A 17,251-nucleotide genomic window follows, 5' to 3' on the forward strand; every position below is an offset into this window, starting at 1 on the left:
CACATCCTCCTTAAAAGGGTTCGCAATGACCCTTTTAACATTAAAATTAAGTCGAGCTCAGGTTATTAGCAAGTAGGTGGTATCAAGCAACTAGGTAAGGAAGTGGCAAAGGCAAGATTCCCCAGCGCATAAAAGGGCTCAATACTCACTACTCAATACTATAAACATAAAAACATGGCCGATAATAAATTCAAGGAATTCTTTCAGTTGGGCGAAGTAGGAAACTATTTCTTCAGGGTGTTTAAAAAACCAGCCCCCAACCAAAAATCCAATTTTAACCTTCGGATGATGCACGGGATCAACAAGATTTCGATCTTGGTGTTTTTGGCAGCGCTGATCATCTGGATTGTGCGAAGATTAATGTAGGACTGAAAGGGCAAACCGCTGAATTGCGGTGAAGTTTTTGTTTTCAAGTCTTTACATCGAAATCTGCCATCCTATCGGGGATGGTTCAATAGACCAATTACAGACGCGTTTACCAATTACTCAAGATTCACGTATCTATACTCATATCTCTCAATTCAATACTACAACCATGGATATCGTATTTTTTAGAGATTATTGCCTTCAAAAATCCGGCGTGACCGAGGATACCCCTTTCGGGCCGGATACGCTGGTTTTTAAGGTGGGGGGTAAAATGTTTGCCCTGATCGATATTGAAAAGTTTGAGAGTGTGAACCTAAAATGCAATCCTGAGCGGGCAGTAGAATTACGAGAGCAATTTACGGGAATCATTCCGGGATACCACATGAACAAGAAGCACTGGAATACGGTGTCTTTTGATGGTTCGGTTCCTGATCCCTTGATTATGGAATTAGTGGACCACTCCTATGAGCTGGTTTTCCATAGTTTGCCCAAAAAACTCCAAAACGAAATTAACGGATGAGCTATCTTAAGGTGAGTGAAGTGAGCAAGCGCTATGACTCTGGCAGCTTGGCACTGGAGGACTTTAGCCTTCAGGTGCAGCGTGGTGGTGTGGTATCCATGGTTGGGGAAAGCGGTTCTGGCAAAAGCTCTCTTTTACGCATCATCGCGGGATTGGAGGTCCAGAGTGAAGGGGTCGTTCATTTGGGGGATCAAAAGATCCTGAATCCAGCACAGAAGTTGGTACCGGGATATGATGAAATCCAACTCATCCATCAGGAATATAAGCTATACCCCAATTCTACCGTAGAGGAAAACATCGCCCGGCCGCTGCTACTTTATGACAAGGAGTATCAAAAAGAACGGACTGAAGAGATTTTGGATTTACTGTCCCTTCAGGAATTTAGGGATAAAAAGCCACGACAGCTTTCTGGTGGGCAGCAGCAGAAGGTTGCCATAGGGAGGGCGTTGAGCATCGAGCCAGAGGTGCTTTTATTGGATGAACCTTTCAGCAGCTTGGATGTCATCCAAAAAAGGGAGTTGATTGAAGAGTTAAAAGGCATCTTCGAAACTTTGGAAGTGACTGTGATTTTTGTGACCCATGATGTGGATGACGCCCTGCTGATGAGTGAGGAGCTTTTAATTATCCAAAAGGGCAAACTCGTGCAGCAAGGAAATGTCAGGGGCATCTTTTGGCATCCCGCCAATGAGTATGTGGCACGTTTGTTTGGCTACTTGAATCCGGTACCAGGACCGGAAGGGGCTTATGTGCGTCCATCAGAGGTAAAGGTTACCGGTGAAAATGGCCTCAAAGCAAAGGTTGTCAGCCAGCAATTTCTCCTTCACTATAACCTGTTGACGGTAAAATTAGCAGACACTGATGTGGTTTGGAAGGTCGATGACCCGAACAGGGTGTTTGAAGTAGGGGACGATGTCTGTTTAACATACGAAAATGAGAGCTTGATTCGTTTTACGGCTTCCTGACTAGAAAAATGCAGGTGCTCAAGAACGCAAAAACCCGGATGGTAATATCCGGGTCAGTGTGTGAGAACCTTCATGACGATTTACGCCTGTTGTATTTGCATTTGCTTTTACCTGATCCTTACAGCGATATAGCAACGTTGTCAATGCTGGTGGCCATTTAACCCGTGTACATGGCCATGGTTCAATTCCTCTTCAGTGGCTTCGCGAACCTCCTTCACTTCGCCATCAAAATGAAGGCGGAAATTTACCAGCGGGTGGTTAAAGTCCAAGAGCAGTTGATCGCCCATGTCTTTTAGTATTTTTGCCTGCATGGGATACCCTTCTTCATCAACAAGAGGCAGGAAGTTGCCTTCTTCTAGCATTTCAGGCTTGAAGCCTCTGGCTTCAGTGAGTTGGTCTTTGGAAATGTCCACAATCAGTTCGTCATCTGCCTGACCGTATGCTTCGTCCACTTCAAGTGTAAAGTTAAAATTGTCCCCTTGCTTCTTGCTGACCAGGTATTCTTCGAATTTTTTTGGCAAATCACTGTTGCCAAAAATGAAGTAAAAGGGATCTTCTTCATTTCTTACTTCTACACTGAAGGGGGCGGATTCTTCATCTACGCTGCTCACTTTTAATTCATAGGTGAGGCCTACCACTGTATTGTTGGCTATTTCCATGTGCTTCATTTTGCTTTTTTACAAAGATAGTTGCTTAAGCTTGGCCTCCAAATGGAGTAAGGGCATATCAACTAAAAAGGGTTGTTTTCCATAAAAAAACAACCCTTTTTATTCGTTAAAACCTTATTAGACCACAATGTTGACGATCTTGCCTGGCACGACAATGATCTTTTTGGGCGCTTTGCCATCGAGCCACTTTTGCACATTGGCGTCTGCCAGTGCTGTTTTTTCAATTTCCTCTTTGCTTAGGCTAAGCGAAATTGGGAGCTTGACCCTCATTTTACCATTGATAGAGATAGGGTATTCATGTGCATCTTCGGTCAGGTATTCTTCATTGAATTTCGGGAAGCGGGCTTCCAGAACGGACCGATCGTTGCCCATCAATGACCACAGTTCTTCGGCAATGTGGGGTGCATAGGGCGAAACGATGATGGTCAGTGGTTCCAATATTTCTTTTTTATTGCATTTCAGAGCTGAAAGTTCATTTACACAAATCATAAAACTGGACACCGAGGTGTTGAACGAGTAGTTGCTCATGTCCTCCTCTGTCTTTTTGATGGTTTTGTGCAGTGTTTTCAGCTCCTCTTTGGTAGGGGTCGCGTCGGATACAGTAAAGTTGCCGTTTTTATCGTGGAAGAGCCGCCAGAGCTTTTTCAGAAACTTGGACACACCGTCTATTCCGTTGGTGTTCCAAGGCTTGAACTGCTCCAAAGGTCCCAAGAACATTTCGTAAAGGCGCAGTGTGTCCGCACCATAGCGTTCGATGATGTCGTCAGGGTTGACCACATTGTACTTGGACTTGGACATTTTTTCCACTTCCGCTCCACAAATGTACTTGCCGTCTTCCAGTATAAATTCTGCATCTGCCAAATCAGGGCGCCAAGCTTTGAATTTTTCCAAATCCAATTGGTCGTTTTGCACGATGTTGACATCCACGTGCATGGCTGCTGTTTCATGGTCTTTGCGAAGGCCATGACTTACAAATTTATTGGTGCCTTTGATCCTGTACACAAAGTTTGATCGCCCTTGGATCATGCCTTGGTTGATCATTTTCTTGAACGGTTCCACGATATTGATAAAGCCTTTATCGTAAAGGAATTTGGTCCAGAAACGGCTGTAGAGCAGGTGACCTGTAGCATGCTCTGCTCCTCCGATATACAAGTCCACGGCTTCCCAGTATTGTTGGGCTTCTTTGCTGACAAATTCCGAATTGTTTTGGGGATCCATATAGCGAAGGAAATACCAAGAGGATCCTGCCCAGCCTGGCATGGTGCTTAGCTCAAGCGGATACGATATGCCGTCCACTTGGTAAGTCCAGTCCCTGGCACGGCCCAATGGCGGTTCTCCATCTTCGGTCGGGAGGTATTTGTCCACCTCAGGAAGTACGATTGGGAGGTCCTTTTCATCTACCAAATAGGGAATCCCGTCGTTAAAATATACAGGAAGTGGCTCACCCCAGTAGCGCTGTCTGGTGAAGATGGCATCACGCATCCTGTACTGGATTTTACCCTTGCCTATTTGCTTTTCTTCGAGGAATGCTATGGCTTTTTCCATGGCATCCTTCATGACCAATCCATCGAGGAAGCCCGAATTCATGGCAATGCCGTCCCGTCCTGGAAAGGAACCATTTTCCATGCTGCCTTCCAACACCTGCCTCACTTCCAATCCAAAGTGGTTGGCGAAGTTGTAATCACGCTCATCATGGGCTGGTACGGCCATAACGGCTCCCGTACCATAGCCTGCCAAAACGTAATCGGCTATCCAGATAGGGATCTCCTCCCCATTAAATGGATTAATGGCATAACTTCCGGTAAAGGCACCGGAGATGGTTTTGACATCACTCATGCGGTCTCTCTCGGAGCGGTTTTTGGCCACTTTGATATAGGCTTCGGCCTCTTTGCGTTGGTCATCGGTGATCAATTCGGCAGCTAAATCGCTTTCTGGGGCGAGGGCCAAATACGTCACTCCATAAATGGTGTCTATACGCGTGGTGAAGACTTTGATTTTTTGTGCTTTATCCTTTACCTGAAAGACCATTTCGGCACCGACAGATCGTCCGATCCAGTTACGTTGCATTTCTTTGATAGGCTCTGGCCAATCTACCTTTTCGAGGTCATTGAGCAGTCGTTCTGCATAGGCGGTGATGCGCATGCTCCATTGCATCATTTTTTTGCGCTCTACAGGATGTCCCCCACGTTCGGAAAAGCCATCTTTCACTTCGTCATTGGAAAGTACCGTGCCCAAGGCAGCGCACCAGTTTACGGTGGTTTCGGCAAGATAGGTCAAGCGATATTGTAGCAGGGTCTGTTGCTGTTCCTTTTCGGAATAAGCTTTCCAATCGTTGGCTGTGAAAGTTTTGATGTCTTCATCACATACGGCGTTGACATTCGCATTGCCCTCTTTTTCGAAAACGCTGATCAGGTCGTTGATGTCCTTGGCCTTGTCTTCGGTCTTATCGTAATAGCTGTCAAACAGCTGCATAAATATCCACTGGGTCCACTTATAGTAGGAAGGGTCAGAAGTCCTGACCTCTTTGTTCCAGTCGAAGGCAAACCCGATGTTTTTCAACTGTTCGGTATAGCGTTTGATGTTTTGTTCTGTGGTGATGGCTGGGTGCTGACCCGTCTGGATGGCGTATTGTTCTGCGGGAAGCCCGAAGGAATCGTACCCCATAGGGTGGAGGACGTTATATCCTTGTAGGCGTTTGAAGCGTGTGACGATATCCGAAGCAATGTAACCCAGTGGATGTCCTACGTGCAAGCCAGCACCGGAAGGATAGGGAAACATATCCAGACTGTAGAATTTAGGTCTTTGTGGGTCTATTTTGGCATTAAAAACCTGGGATGCTTCCCATCTTTCTTGCCATTTCTTTTCGATTTCTTGAAAATTGTAATCAGCCATTTTTTAACAAAATTGTTACTTGGTATAGGATTGGTTGCAAAAATAAAAAAATAAATGGGATATGCCGATGGATTGGGGAAGTATCGGTAGTATCGGGAAGTTTCTAGTATCAAGTATTTAGATTTGGGACATTAAACATGAGATTTGAGAAATGTGTCCTTCCCTCGTTAGTGTTGACCGGATTAATATTAGTTTTCATTATTAAATATGGTAATAATTGGGAGGGTAAAAAATCTGGGACAGCTTATTTGAGTCAGATACTCAAAACTTGCCAGTGCTGGGGCGGAGACCAACACAGCCCGGAGCCCGGCACAAACCAGCATTTGTAAAATTGAGCTATTGCCAAGAAGGGGAGCTGCCCTGTTTGCCGAATGAGACAGGCCAAGTACTGAGAGGCTTTGAGCCTTTGGCATAATAAAATGGATGCCGATAATTGGTTCAAGCCTTCTTGCTACTAATCATTACCAGAATCGCCATCCTCTTTGCTTGGTGCGGCCACGTCTTAGCCAGTTTTCCCAGATGTCTTGGGAGAAGTAGATTTCGACACCGATGTTCAGTGTGAAGTAGCCGTCATATCGGTGGTCCAAGCCACTTCCACGGCGGATTTTGTGTTGGAATTCACCGTTTTTGTCAAAATAGACGGCTTCTCGGATTTTTTCAGTGTCAGGTAGTCCATTGTCATCCAGGTATTTGGGATTCTTTATCGCCAGTCGGAGCCTTTCGGGCATAGGGCCGTCGCCGTATTCTCCATAGCTGGCCAATAAGCTGAGGTAGGAGTCTTTGATATTATAAGCGCTGATATCGTCCAAATAATCTGAAAGTGTAAAACGGTAATTTCCTTCTATAAAAAGATCCGTGTAAACATTGAGTTTATATTTCATGCCCAGTCCCATAGGGAAGACCATGACCACTGCTGGATATTCATTATTTTCCAGTGCCAATGGCCTTAGGTTGTACCATTCTCCGTCCAGTTGGGCTTTTGGGGTGTTGGTAGTGGCCCCTACACCTGCAAAGACATACCAATTAAGGAAGTGCCGGGTGATGTTGTAAAGCTTGACAGGTTTCCAGTGGTATTCTGCCATCAAGGCCATTTCTACATTTCTGGCCCTGAAATGAAGTTCTCGAGGATAGCGGTAAGCCCTAGGATCTGATGGGTGATCTTGCCCTGACATCTGGATATACGACATATCCAATCGAAGCCGAGTGTTTGTCCCAATGGTTCTGCGGGCATTGATGTTGATATTATAGTCGGGTTGGACGCCCTCATAGTATTTCCAGAGTGAATATAGCTCTCCAAAATACTGTGTGACACCACCGCCTACACCGAATGACCACGGTTCTTCAAACTTAAAGCGATTAAAGCTCTGGGCGTTCGCTTCAAGCAAAGTGATCGCTAAGAATACTAAACAGAGTAAGTATCTCATGCATTTAATACGTAAACATCAACCTGAATTGGGTGCAGGTTTAAATGACTTGTTGTTGGTTTTAAACGTGTTGATACCGTAAATAAACAATTAATTGTCCAACTTTTCAAATCCTGTTTTTAAATGCAAATCTCTTTGTGGGAACGGGATTTCAATGCCTTCTTCATTGAATTTTCGGAAGATTTCATAATAAAGTTGGCTCTTGAGCACCTTGGGTTTGTTGATGTACTGAGAGGTCCAGACACGGAGGATAAAGTTGATGCTGTTGTCGCCGTATTCCACAAAAAGGACGTCGGGTGGAGGGGTTTTGAGCACACCATCATTGGCTGTGGCCACTGCCATTAGGACAGATTTGATCTTTTGTGGGTCTTCTTTGTATGAAACACCTACAGGGAAATTAAAACGTATGTTTCGGTCATTATGGGACCAGTTGATTACAGGACTGTCAATAAACTGGCTGTTGGGTACGATGATGGAGATGTTGTCATTGGTGACGATCATGGTGGATCGGGAGCTGATCTTGATGACATCGCCATTTACATCGCCCACTTCGATACGGTCACCGACTTTGATAGGCCGCTCGAATAGGATGATCAGTCCACTGATAAAGTTGTTGGTGATGTTTTGCAAACCAAAACCAATACCTACCCCTAATGCACCGGCCAGAATCCCCAGTGCACTGAGGTCTATTCCCGAGTTTTGGATGATGATGACAAAACCACCGATCAGCAGCACGTATCGTATGATGGTTCCGACAGATTGGCGGGTGCCAATATCCATTTGGTAGCGGGACAGGACTTTGTGGACTATGATTTTTTTGATCCATTCGGTAACTATTACCAGTATAAAGACCGAAAAGACAAGGGCTATCACCAGCCCAACAGTGAGCTTAGAGCTTCCCAATGTCACTAATGTATATTCCAAAAAATCATTCAAGCGCTCCAAAAATGCGCCAAATCCATCTTTTTTGACATCTTGCAAAAGATCTTCCATAACAATCGTTCAATGTAAATCCTGTGATAAAGTACCTACAAATTAATAATATTTATATTGTGAAACTAGTCGAAAACTGACTGATTTTGTTATTATTGGCATGGGTTAACTACGGATAGTTTAAGATATTTGTGGCGGATAACAGTAAACAATTATGAGCAAACAAAAAGAGGAACTGGAGCATAGGCTCAAGCTCAGGAACGTACAATTGTCAGATTATGATGACATTCGTGAGCTGATGACCCTGATATATGAACAGAAGGGCATGGCTTATACCAGACAGGAACTGAAGAATCAGATAAAGGCATTTCCTGAGGGGCAGATCTGCATAGAGGATAATGGCAAGGTCGTAGCAGTAGCGCTGAGTGTGGTAGTGGAATATTCCCAGTTTGGTGATAGCCATACCTATGATGAAATTACCGGATTTGGCAAGTTTGATACACATAATCTCGAAAATGGAGACACGCTCTACGGGACTGATGTGTTTGTTCATCCTGAGTATAGAGGGCTGAGGTTGGGGAGAAGGCTGTATGATGCCAGAAAAGAGCTGTGCGAAAACCTTAACTTACGCTCCATCATTGCTGGTGGGCGGATTCCCGGGTATAGCAAATATGCTGAGCAGATGACCCCGAGGAAGTACATAGATTTGGTAAAGAACAAGGAGATTTACGATCCGGTACTCTCTTTTCAGCTGGCCAATGAATTTCACGTCCGAAAAGTCATCACCAAGTACTTACCAGAGGACAAGGATTCCAAGGCATTTGCGACACTTTTGGAGTGGAACAATATCTACTATGAGAAAGATGAAAAGCTCATCGGTAATAGCAAATCCATAGTCCGATTAGGGCTGGTGCAGTGGAAAATGCGGCGGTTTAAGGATGTGGACGATCTGATGCAGCAGGTAGAGTTTTTTGTTGATACCGTTTCCGGTTATAAATCGGATTTTTGTCTTTTGCCAGAGTTTTTCAATGCTCCCTTATTGGCAGACTTTAATGATATGGATGCCTCTGAAGCGATCCGGAATTTGGCAGACTATACCGAAGAGGTACTGTCACGCATGAGGGATTTGGCACTTAGCTATAACGTGAACATCATCGCAGGGAGCATGCCTGAATATGATGGAAAAAAACTAAGAAATGTAAGCTACCTCTGCAGGCGGGACGGTACCATAGATAAGCAATATAAATTGCACATTACCCCGGATGAACAGGCCTATTGGGGCTTACAGGGTGGAAATGGGATCAGTGTATTTGATACAGATGCAGGGAGAATTGGGATTTTGATTTGCTATGATGTGGAGTTTCCTGAGTTGGGGAGGATTCTGGCTGAGCAGGAGATGGATATTTTGTTTGTGCCTTTCTGGACAGATACCAAAAATGCCTATCTTCGCGTAAGCACTTGTGCAAAGGCCAGGGCGGTGGAAAATGAGTGTTATGTGGCCATTACAGGTTCTGTGGGGAATCTTCCGAGAGTTGAAAATATGGATATTCAGCATTCCCAAGCGGCTATTTATTCACCATCAGACTTTTCTTTTCCCCATGATGCGGTAATTGCAGAAGCGTCTTTGAATACGGAAACGACCATTGTGGCCGATGTGGATTTGGATTTGCTGACCAAGCTGCGAAAAATGGGCAGCGTAAGGAACCTTGCTCAGCGGAGATTGGACCTTTATTCTATTCAGTGGAAGCGAAATTGATAGCTGTAGAAAATGATGCGGTCCATACCCAGTGCCAATTTTCAGAATAACGTAATTAACCAATAACTATTATCCCAATAACGAATCATGGAAAACTACCTCAAGGGTATAGACGAAAAGGTCATTAAGAAAGCCTCTAAAATCAAGCTGTTAATAACTGATGTTGACGGAGTGTTGACGGACGGAGGGGTCATTTATGATGACCATTACCTCGAATTCAAAAAATTCAACGTCAAAGATGGGCTGATCGTAAAGGTACTCCAAAAGCACGGCATAAAGGTAGGCGCCATCACAGGAAGGAACTCGCCCGTGGTAAGGAGCCGATGCGAAGAGCTTGGCTTTGACTTTCACTATCATGGCATTAAAGATAAGCGGGAAAAACTAGAAGCAGTACTGGACGGTATGGACTTGGACCTGGAAGAGTGTGCCTATATCGGAGATGACCTTATTGATTTGCCTTTGCTGGTCATGGTGGGTCTTTCCGTGGCGCCAAAAGATGCTTTACCCTACATCAAGGAAGAGGTGGATATGGTTTCATCCCTTGATGGTGGTGGAGGTGTTTTCAGGGAAGTGGCTGACCTGATCTTGCGTTCTCAGGGTAAATTAAAAATGATTATTAACCAACTGAAGGAAAAATAAATGATGCCTGTATTTACACAGCCCATGCACATCACCGATCAAGTGGTGCTTGGCAAAGAAAAACCTGTTTTATTTTCAGGTCCCTGTGCAGTGGAGAGCTTTGATATCTGTATGGAGATCGGGAGTACCATAAAGGACGAGGCCGAGAAAAATGGTTTTTCATATGTTTTTAAAGCTTCTTTTGACAAGGCAAATAGGACTTCGTCCGGTTCTTTTAGAGGCATTGGGATGGACAAGTCGCTGGAGGTTTTGCAGCGCGTGGGCAATGAGTTGGGAGTGCCTTTGGTTACTGATATTCATGAAAGCTATCAAGCTGCCGAAGTAGCTGAAGTAGCGGATGTACTGCAGATTCCAGCGTTTTTATGCCGTCAGACAGATCTTTTGCTGGCAGCAGGGAAGACCGGTAAGGCGATCAAGATCAAAAGAGGCCAGTTTATGGCTCCTGAGGATATGCAATATGCGGTGAGCAAGGTAAGGTCCACTGGCAATGAAAACGTATGCCTGACAGAAAGAGGTTTTTCATTAGGCTACCATAATTTGGTGGTGGATATGCGGTCATTGCCTACCATGAGGCAGTTTGCGCCGGTTGTATTTGATATTACCCATTCGGTACAGCAGCCCGGAGGCCAAGGAGGAAGTAGTGGCGGGCAGCGTGAATTTGCTCCGTTTTTGGCAAGAGCTGCAGCGGCTGCGGGAGTGGATGGCTTCTTTATCGAAACCCATCCAGAGCCGGCCAAAGCTCTGAGCGATGGGCCAAATATGATTCCATTACATAGGATGGCTGATTTTCTTGAAATGCTCAAGGAGTGTTGGGAAACTGGAAATAAGTATAGTGCCTTTCAAGTAGAATAGTGAAATGTCTTTTGGCTGCTTTTGACGGGGTGATGTCACCTGTTAAGGGCAGCTTTTTTAAATTGTTGGTTCTATATGATTTACTGAGGGTAACTTTTGTTTTGTTTGCTAAATTATAGCTTGAATATCACTTTGTTCCGTGTTGCTTTTTTGCTTCAGGTCAAAAAAGTAACCAAAACCTGTCCGCCAGTGGTGGAAAATCCGCTGCAGTGAGCGATTTCGGCTAAAATCAACGCCAGTACTCGCGCAGGCAAACTCCTCCTGTCTAAAGCTAGGTAGAGCTAAAGGAAGCCAGGTAAACCATTTGAGCAGCAAACCAACTTTTTGTGCTGATTCACGTCAGACAAGCCTGCGCCTTTTCCAGCCCACTTCTTTGGTTTCTTATCGTCAAATATCTCAAGGCAGAACAGAAAATTCTCCATTGGAAAAGATTATGAATCAAGGGTTAAATAATCGACATTATATCTTCACCCACTATAATCGATTTAGAATCAAATTGATTGTGCTAACTAAATGGTGAAATCCTCATTTTTTATTTTTAATTTACTTGTGTTAAGCGAAATTTTATGAAAAAATTAATTTGGCTTGGCTGCTTTATGTCATTGTTCTATTGCACGGCAGCAGCACAAGTAATGGGTTCCACAGCGGAAGTATCACTCGAAATTCGTAACATTTTAGAGTCATTTGCTCCTGGTAAAGCCGCTCAGGTAGGTGAGCAACATCTTCATCATCCTGATTTATTGATTGCGTTTTATAGCAATAGGCAGTTTGAACCTGTCTGGGTAAATGACGGGAAATGGCATGAATCGGCAAGTGATCTTCTTGCCCAAATAGAGGAGTCAAAATACGATGGCCTCCTGCCTGCTTCCTATCACCTGTCTTCAATCAAGGAAGTGATCTCACGGGATAAACAACAGTCCATCGACAATGGACATCCCGTTCACCAAGCCTATGTGGATCTCCTGCTTGCTGATGCCTATTTTAGCCTTGCCAATGATCTGTATTTAGGAAAGGTAGTCCAAAAAGGACTTCAGAATTCGTGGGAAATCACCCCAAAACGCGTCAAGGTGGATTTTGGAGAGGCCATGGAAAAAGGGCTTGAAAGTGGTGATGTTTCAAAAAGTCTGGAGGATTTTTGGCCGAGGTATAAGGTGTATAGAAGCATGCGAAAAAGCATAAAGGAGTTTTATGAGATGGACGATTCCTTGGAGGAAAAGTGGGAAAAGGTCGGTGGCAAAACCCTTAAAGTGAATGAAGAGAACAAGTCGGTACCAGCGATTAGGGAGCGACTTTTTTACTGGAACGATTTGCCGACCTATTCAGTCCCCAATGAAGAGCTTTATGACAGTACGATGCTGGCAGGGGTGGTGCACTTTCAAAAACGCAATGGACTGGACGCAGATGGTGTTATTGGTAAGGATACGTATAGCGCACTCAATGCGAGCCCCGCAGATATGATAAAGAAAATTGCCGTCAATATGGAGCGGATGCGTTGGCTGCCGGATACCGTGTTGGATGGACGTTTTGTCATGGTAAATATCGCCAATTTTCAACTGGATTATTTACAGGATAATGGTCTTGATACTGTCTTTACCTCAAAGGTGATTGTCGGTAAGGAATATCATACCACACCTGTTTTTAATGGTGAAATGGCCTATATTGTTTTGAGCCCTACTTGGACGGTACCAAGCTCTATTATCAAAAGGGAGATGATTCCCAAGATCAAGAAAGATGCAAGTTATCTTACCAAGAATCACCTTAAGATTCTCACGTATTCGGGCAAAGAGGTCAGCCCTACTTCGATCGATTGGTCAAAGGCCGCTTCTGGTAATTTCCCCTATATGATAAGGCAAAGTCCAGGCCCTTCCAATTCCCTTGGACAGGCCAAGTTTATTTTTCCAAACAAACACAACGTGTATATCCACGATACCCCTTCAAAATCCCTTTTCAGCAAAGATTTGAGAGCATTTAGTCATGGGTGTATCAGGATTCAGCAGCCTGCGGAGTTTGCAGAAATACTATTAGAAGGCGATAGCAAATGGGACATGCAGCGTATCCGTGAAGCAATGAATAAGGGAAAGGAAACGACTGTGATGCTTAAAGAAAAGGTGCCTGTAGTCTTGATCTACTTGACCTTTTGGGCTGATCCATCGGGCAAGGCACATATCAGAAAAGATATTTATGAACGTGATGATGCCGTCGCCAAAGCGTTGCTAAACTGAAAGGAGCTGGTGTTAAATATTTGTTTTAGGTTATTTATTTTTAAGATGGCATAGTCATTGATATTTTAAATGGTACTAAACCAATTAAAATTTTATGAATAGATGCCAGAAGTGGATCGTATTGAGCTTTTTGTTTTTTGCTGCTTGTAGCCCAAAAGTAGATGAGGATACATTACAAGCAATCAAACAGCAACTTCAAGGAGAAGTGCTGGAAAAGGTATATGGGGAATTTGATTATCAGCCCATTTGGATCAGTGCTGAGGGATTGAGTGAGCATGGAGAAAGGTTTTTGAAGGTGATGGAGGAGGATATTCCTGTGGATGGGTTGGATAAGGATGATTATCACTATGGACTGATCAAGCAGCGAGTAGATAGCATAAGCCAAGGTGGAGGAGTGGAACTATTGGCTGATTTGGAATTGGTGGTTTCCGAGGCTTTTGTCCATCTGGCAAATGATCTGCATTATGGTAGTGTGGATCCGAATGAAATGTCTTCCAAATGGAAGATGGAGCCAAAAGCAAAAGATGTGGACGTGGAATCCCTTTTGGTAGAGATAGGGAAAGGCAATCTGGAGCTAAATGAAGCGCTGAGTCAATTGCGTCCTGATAATCAGCTTTATGCAGGGCTCAGGGAGGAAATGGAGAAAGTGTTGGCGGCTAAAGACCATTCAGACAAACCTCATATTAAATTTAATGGGGCATTGGAAGTAGGGGATCGTGACCCGGTAATTACACAAGTGCGCAAGGCACTCGAAGAAACGGGTGAAGCGGGGATTTCGGACTACAAGGAAGCCGATGTTTATGATAAGGAATTGGAGCAAGCAGTAAAGCGATTTCAGAAAAGGCATGGGCTCAAGGAAGATGGTATTTTAGGAGAAGATTTTTGGCGTGCCATCAATTATAGCAGGGAAGATTTGCTTGCCAAACTAAAAGTCAATTTAGAGCGGTTGCGGTGGTTACCGGATTTTTTAAGCACAGATGGCCCAAAAGTACTGGTAAATATCCCCAATTACTATATGGATTATGTAGTGGATCAAGACACCGTTTTTTCTACCAAGGCCGTGGTGGGCAAGGAATATCACCAAACACCTGTATTTACCGCAGAGATGAGTTATGTGGTGTTCAGTCCATATTGGAATCTCCCCGATGGCATTCTCTGGGAAGAGACCATACCGGCTATTCTGAAGGATAAAGACTACCTTTCCGAGCACAATATGGAAATCGTGGACCAGCAAAGAGAAGTGGTCAAGCCAAGCAGCATTCGCTGGAAGAAACTGTCCAAGGAAGAGGGTTTTCCCTATTTGATCCGCCAGTTGCCAGGCGATGACAATGCCTTGGGGAGGGTAAAGTTTATGTTTCCCAATTCTTATAATATTTACATCCATGATTCTCCTGCCAAGGCATTGTTTGATAGGGATGAAAGGACCTTCAGCCATGGCTGTATCCGGATAGCAGACCCAGACGGCTTTGCCGAGGTATTGCTGAAGGATAAGAAAGAATGGAATAAAGACTCCATCAATAATGCAATGCAGCTGGAAAAGGAGAAGCAAGTGAATTTGGACACCAAGCCGGCAGTTTGGATACTATACCTCACGGCATGGAAATCGGCAAATGGGCTTCAGCTCAGGGAGGATGTGTATGATAGCGACAAACAGCTGTCCCAGAAGATGGGGGCTAGGGTGAGTTCCGTGTATTTTTAAGAAGCATCAGCTTGAAAACAGAAGGGATTAGGTGGTCATGTCCGTATCAAGTAAGGCAGTTGCCCGAAGGTAGTCGGTGTTGGGAGCATAGATAAACAAGCAGCTCTCTTCCTTGATGCTGTCGATGATCGCCTTGTATTGGTTCATGGGCAGAGCAGGGCATCCCAAGCTCCTTCCTAGCCGCCCGTATTTCTTAATAAAGTCAGGGTTTGCATACGTTGCGCCATGGATGACAATTGCCCTTTGGCGGGCATTGTCGTTAACTCCCTTTTCGATCCCATCGAGTCGGAGCGAATAGCCGTGTTTGCCGGAATAGGTTTCTGCCGTACGGTAAAAGCCGAGGCTGCTCATGTAACTCGAATTGGTATTGGAAAATTTCTTGGCCATCAATCCGCCACTGTTCCGTCCATGAGCCACCCAAGTATGGTGCAGGATTTTACCAGAAGTAGGGTCAATTGTCCAGAGCCTTTTTTGAGAAGATGGAAGGCTGAAATCAATGATGGTGAGCGGTTTTGTAGAAGAAACTTTGCCGGTTTCGCTCAATTTCAAAAAGCCGTTGATGCCCATTTCCAGTGCTTTTGAAGAAATGGTAATGTTGGTATTTTGGCCGTTCAGGTTTTCGAGTACCTTCTGAATGAGTAACTCAGCGGTAGTATTTGCACTAGACGCGATGGGCTTTAAGGCGATGTTTCGCTGGGGAGTGTACGCAAATAGGGCTGTGCTTAGCAGCAGTGCCAGCATAAGTCCTGTTTTTCTAAGCATATATTATTTTTGTATTAAGATGATAAGGGTGTTAATTGTTTGAACACTAGTGTGTTACTTCTGTAATAGATAACGCAAAAGTAAAGTAATCATTGTAAATATGAACTGAAAGGTTGTTTATTTTTGTTAAAAAAGCTGGAAATATTTCTTCGATGGCAGCTTAAAGTGGCAAGATTACTGATCTTAATCATGAATTGAGATGTAAATGAAATAATATTTGGTTAATTTTGCCGTCCGAATTCACTTCAACTTTTTGATTAAAAAGGAGTTGAGGGAAGGAAGGCATCGTAGGGCTTAGGTTGCGAAAAACAAATAAGAGGAAATAATTGTTCTGTATAAGGATAGTTGAAATTCATTTCGCCATTCTTTCAGAAAACATCGTAAATGGAGTTAGTAACATGAGAGTAGCGGTTTATCGCAAAGAGCATTTTAATGCGGCACATCGATTACACAATGCCGATTGGTCGGAAGAGAAAAATGAGCAAGTTTTTGGTAAATGCAATAACCCTAGCTATCATGGTCATAATTATGACCTTCATGTGAAGCTGGTGGGGCCGATAGATCCTGCTACCGGCTATGTTTATGACATGAAAGTCCTGAGTGATATGATCAGGACGAAAGTAATAAAGAAGTTTGACCATAAGAATTTAAACCTGGATACAGATGAATTCAAAGAACTCAACCCAACTGCAGAAAACATTGCTGTGGTTATTTGGAATATTTTAAGGAAAGAAATTGAAGAAAAATACGATCTAACGGTTCGATTATATGAAACAGAAAGGAATTATGTTGAATACGACGGGCATTGATATAGACAGGTCAGTAGATGAAATAGGGGATGAGCACATTGGCACATCCCACGAGACTCCCTTGCGAGAAGATGCCTTTGAAATGGATGATGAGCTCAAAATGGAGCTGATCGAGAAGCACTTCAAAGATATCATGCATGTGCTGGGGCTGGACTTGACCGATGATAGCCTGAGCGGGACTCCGCGTCGTGTAGCGAAGATGTTTGTACAGGAAGTGTTTAGTGGGTTAGACCCAAAGAACAAGCCTGATGTAAAGCTTTTTGAAAATAAGTATAAGTACAGTGAGATGCTTGTAGAAAAGGACATTACCTTCTTTTCACATTGCGAGCATCATTTTGTGCCTATTTATGGAAAGGCCCATGTGGCTTATATTTCCAATGGCAATGTAATCGGACTGTCCAAGATCAACCGTATCGTCCAGTATTTTGCTAAAAGACCGCAGGTTCAGGAGAGGCTCACCATGCAAATAGGAAATGAGCTGAAGGAAATCCTTGGTACAGATGATGTGGCTGTGGTCATTGACGCCCATCATATGTGCGTATCCTCCCGCGGAGTACAGGATGTAAACAGTAAGACCGTGACCTCTTTTTATAGCGGGAAGTTTGATAAAGATGATGGTACTAGAAAGGAATTTATGCAGTATATAGCATTGAAATAACATAAAATACGTTAAATAAGGAAAAAAAAGCCAGAGGAATACTCTGGCTTTTTTTATGTAAAATAGGGTGAAAGCCCTATTTATTTGTC

At 43.9% G+C, this 17,251-nt stretch carries 15 protein-coding genes; 10 read left to right on the top strand and 5 right to left on the bottom strand.

From position 1 onward, the window contains the following. Nucleotides 1-174: 174 nt before the first annotated feature. The 3 genes from FDP09_RS09645 to FDP09_RS09655 all read left to right on the top strand — a co-directional run bounded on the left by FDP09_RS09645 (nt 175) and on the right by FDP09_RS09655 (nt 1,848). A complete protein-coding gene (locus tag FDP09_RS09645; RefSeq protein WP_137402468.1) occupies nt 175-366 on the top strand; it encodes a DUF6728 family protein in 192 nt (63 codons plus the stop codon). A gap of 169 nt (nt 367-535) precedes the next feature. Continuing rightward, nucleotides 536-886 carry an MmcQ/YjbR family DNA-binding protein gene (locus tag FDP09_RS09650; RefSeq protein ID WP_137402469.1) on the top strand — a complete coding sequence of 117 codons (351 nt, stop codon included), beginning with the start codon at nt 536-538 and terminating at the stop codon, nt 884-886. Then, nucleotides 883-1,848 (top strand): ABC transporter ATP-binding protein, encoded by a 966-nt coding sequence (locus tag FDP09_RS09655; protein WP_137402470.1) that lies wholly within the window; start codon nt 883-885, stop codon nt 1,846-1,848. Before FDP09_RS09650 ends, FDP09_RS09655 begins: the two co-directional genes overlap by 4 nt. Before the next feature lie 140 nt (nt 1,849-1,988). Here the strand turns inward: FDP09_RS09655 and FDP09_RS09660 are convergent, their stop codons facing one another. The 4 genes from FDP09_RS09660 to FDP09_RS09675 all read right to left on the bottom strand — a co-directional run bounded on the left by FDP09_RS09660 (nt 1,989) and on the right by FDP09_RS09675 (nt 7,825). Next, nucleotides 1,989-2,507 carry an FKBP-type peptidyl-prolyl cis-trans isomerase gene (locus tag FDP09_RS09660; RefSeq protein ID WP_137402471.1) on the bottom strand — a complete coding sequence of 173 codons (519 nt, stop codon included), beginning with the start codon at nt 2,505-2,507 and terminating at the stop codon, nt 1,989-1,991. 126 nt (nt 2,508-2,633) lie between these two features. Further along, entirely contained in the window at nt 2,634-5,408 is a 2,775-nt protein-coding gene (leuS, locus tag FDP09_RS09665) for a leucine--tRNA ligase (protein WP_137402472.1), read from the bottom strand. Between the two features lie 461 nt (nt 5,409-5,869). Further along, nucleotides 5,870-6,832, bottom strand: coding sequence for a hypothetical protein (locus FDP09_RS09670; protein ID WP_137402473.1), 963 nt, complete (start codon nt 6,830-6,832; stop codon nt 5,870-5,872). A 90-nt stretch (nt 6,833-6,922) separates the two neighbouring features. Beyond that, a complete protein-coding gene (locus FDP09_RS09675; protein ID WP_137402474.1) occupies nt 6,923-7,825 on the bottom strand; it encodes a mechanosensitive ion channel family protein in 903 nt (300 codons plus the stop codon). A 154-nt stretch (nt 7,826-7,979) separates the two neighbouring features. Between FDP09_RS09675 and FDP09_RS09680 the strand changes: the two genes are divergently transcribed. The 5 genes from FDP09_RS09680 to FDP09_RS09700 all read left to right on the top strand — a co-directional run bounded on the left by FDP09_RS09680 (nt 7,980) and on the right by FDP09_RS09700 (nt 14,933). Then, nucleotides 7,980-9,521 (top strand): carbon-nitrogen hydrolase family protein, encoded by a 1,542-nt coding sequence (locus FDP09_RS09680; protein ID WP_137402475.1) that lies wholly within the window; start codon nt 7,980-7,982, stop codon nt 9,519-9,521. Nucleotides 9,522-9,608: 87 nt separating this feature from the next. After that, nucleotides 9,609-10,160 carry a KdsC family phosphatase gene (locus FDP09_RS09685; RefSeq protein WP_137402476.1) on the top strand — a complete coding sequence of 184 codons (552 nt, stop codon included), beginning with the start codon at nt 9,609-9,611 and terminating at the stop codon, nt 10,158-10,160. A gap of 3 nt (nt 10,161-10,163) precedes the next feature. Beyond that, entirely contained in the window at nt 10,164-11,012 is an 849-nt protein-coding gene (gene kdsA, locus FDP09_RS09690) for a 3-deoxy-8-phosphooctulonate synthase (RefSeq protein ID WP_137404982.1), read from the top strand. 566 nt (nt 11,013-11,578) lie between these two features. Next, nucleotides 11,579-13,234 carry a L,D-transpeptidase family protein gene (locus tag FDP09_RS09695; protein WP_137402477.1) on the top strand — a complete coding sequence of 552 codons (1,656 nt, stop codon included), beginning with the start codon at nt 11,579-11,581 and terminating at the stop codon, nt 13,232-13,234. A 94-nt stretch (nt 13,235-13,328) separates the two neighbouring features. Further along, nucleotides 13,329-14,933 (top strand): L,D-transpeptidase family protein, encoded by a 1,605-nt coding sequence (locus FDP09_RS09700; RefSeq protein WP_137402478.1) that lies wholly within the window; start codon nt 13,329-13,331, stop codon nt 14,931-14,933. Nucleotides 14,934-14,960: 27 nt separating this feature from the next. Here FDP09_RS09700 and FDP09_RS09705 read toward each other — a convergent pair whose 3' ends face one another. After that, nucleotides 14,961-15,695 (bottom strand): murein L,D-transpeptidase catalytic domain family protein, encoded by a 735-nt coding sequence (locus FDP09_RS09705; protein ID WP_229683282.1) that lies wholly within the window; start codon nt 15,693-15,695, stop codon nt 14,961-14,963. 398 nt (nt 15,696-16,093) lie between these two features. Here FDP09_RS09705 and FDP09_RS09710 point away from each other — a divergent pair, with 398 nt between their 5' ends. After that, entirely contained in the window at nt 16,094-16,504 is a 411-nt protein-coding gene (locus FDP09_RS09710) for a 6-pyruvoyl trahydropterin synthase family protein (RefSeq protein ID WP_137402479.1), read from the top strand. Continuing rightward, the gene (gene folE, locus FDP09_RS09715; protein ID WP_137402480.1) at nt 16,464-17,162 is read left to right on the top strand and encodes a GTP cyclohydrolase I FolE; all 699 of its coding nucleotides are present in this window, start codon (nt 16,464-16,466) and stop codon (nt 17,160-17,162) included. Before FDP09_RS09710 ends, folE begins: the two co-directional genes overlap by 41 nt. Nucleotides 17,163-17,251: the final 89 nt, after the last annotated feature.

Source organism: Echinicola rosea (genome assembly GCF_005281475.1).
GTDB classification, from domain to species: Bacteria; Bacteroidota; Bacteroidia; order Cytophagales; family Cyclobacteriaceae; genus Echinicola; species Echinicola rosea.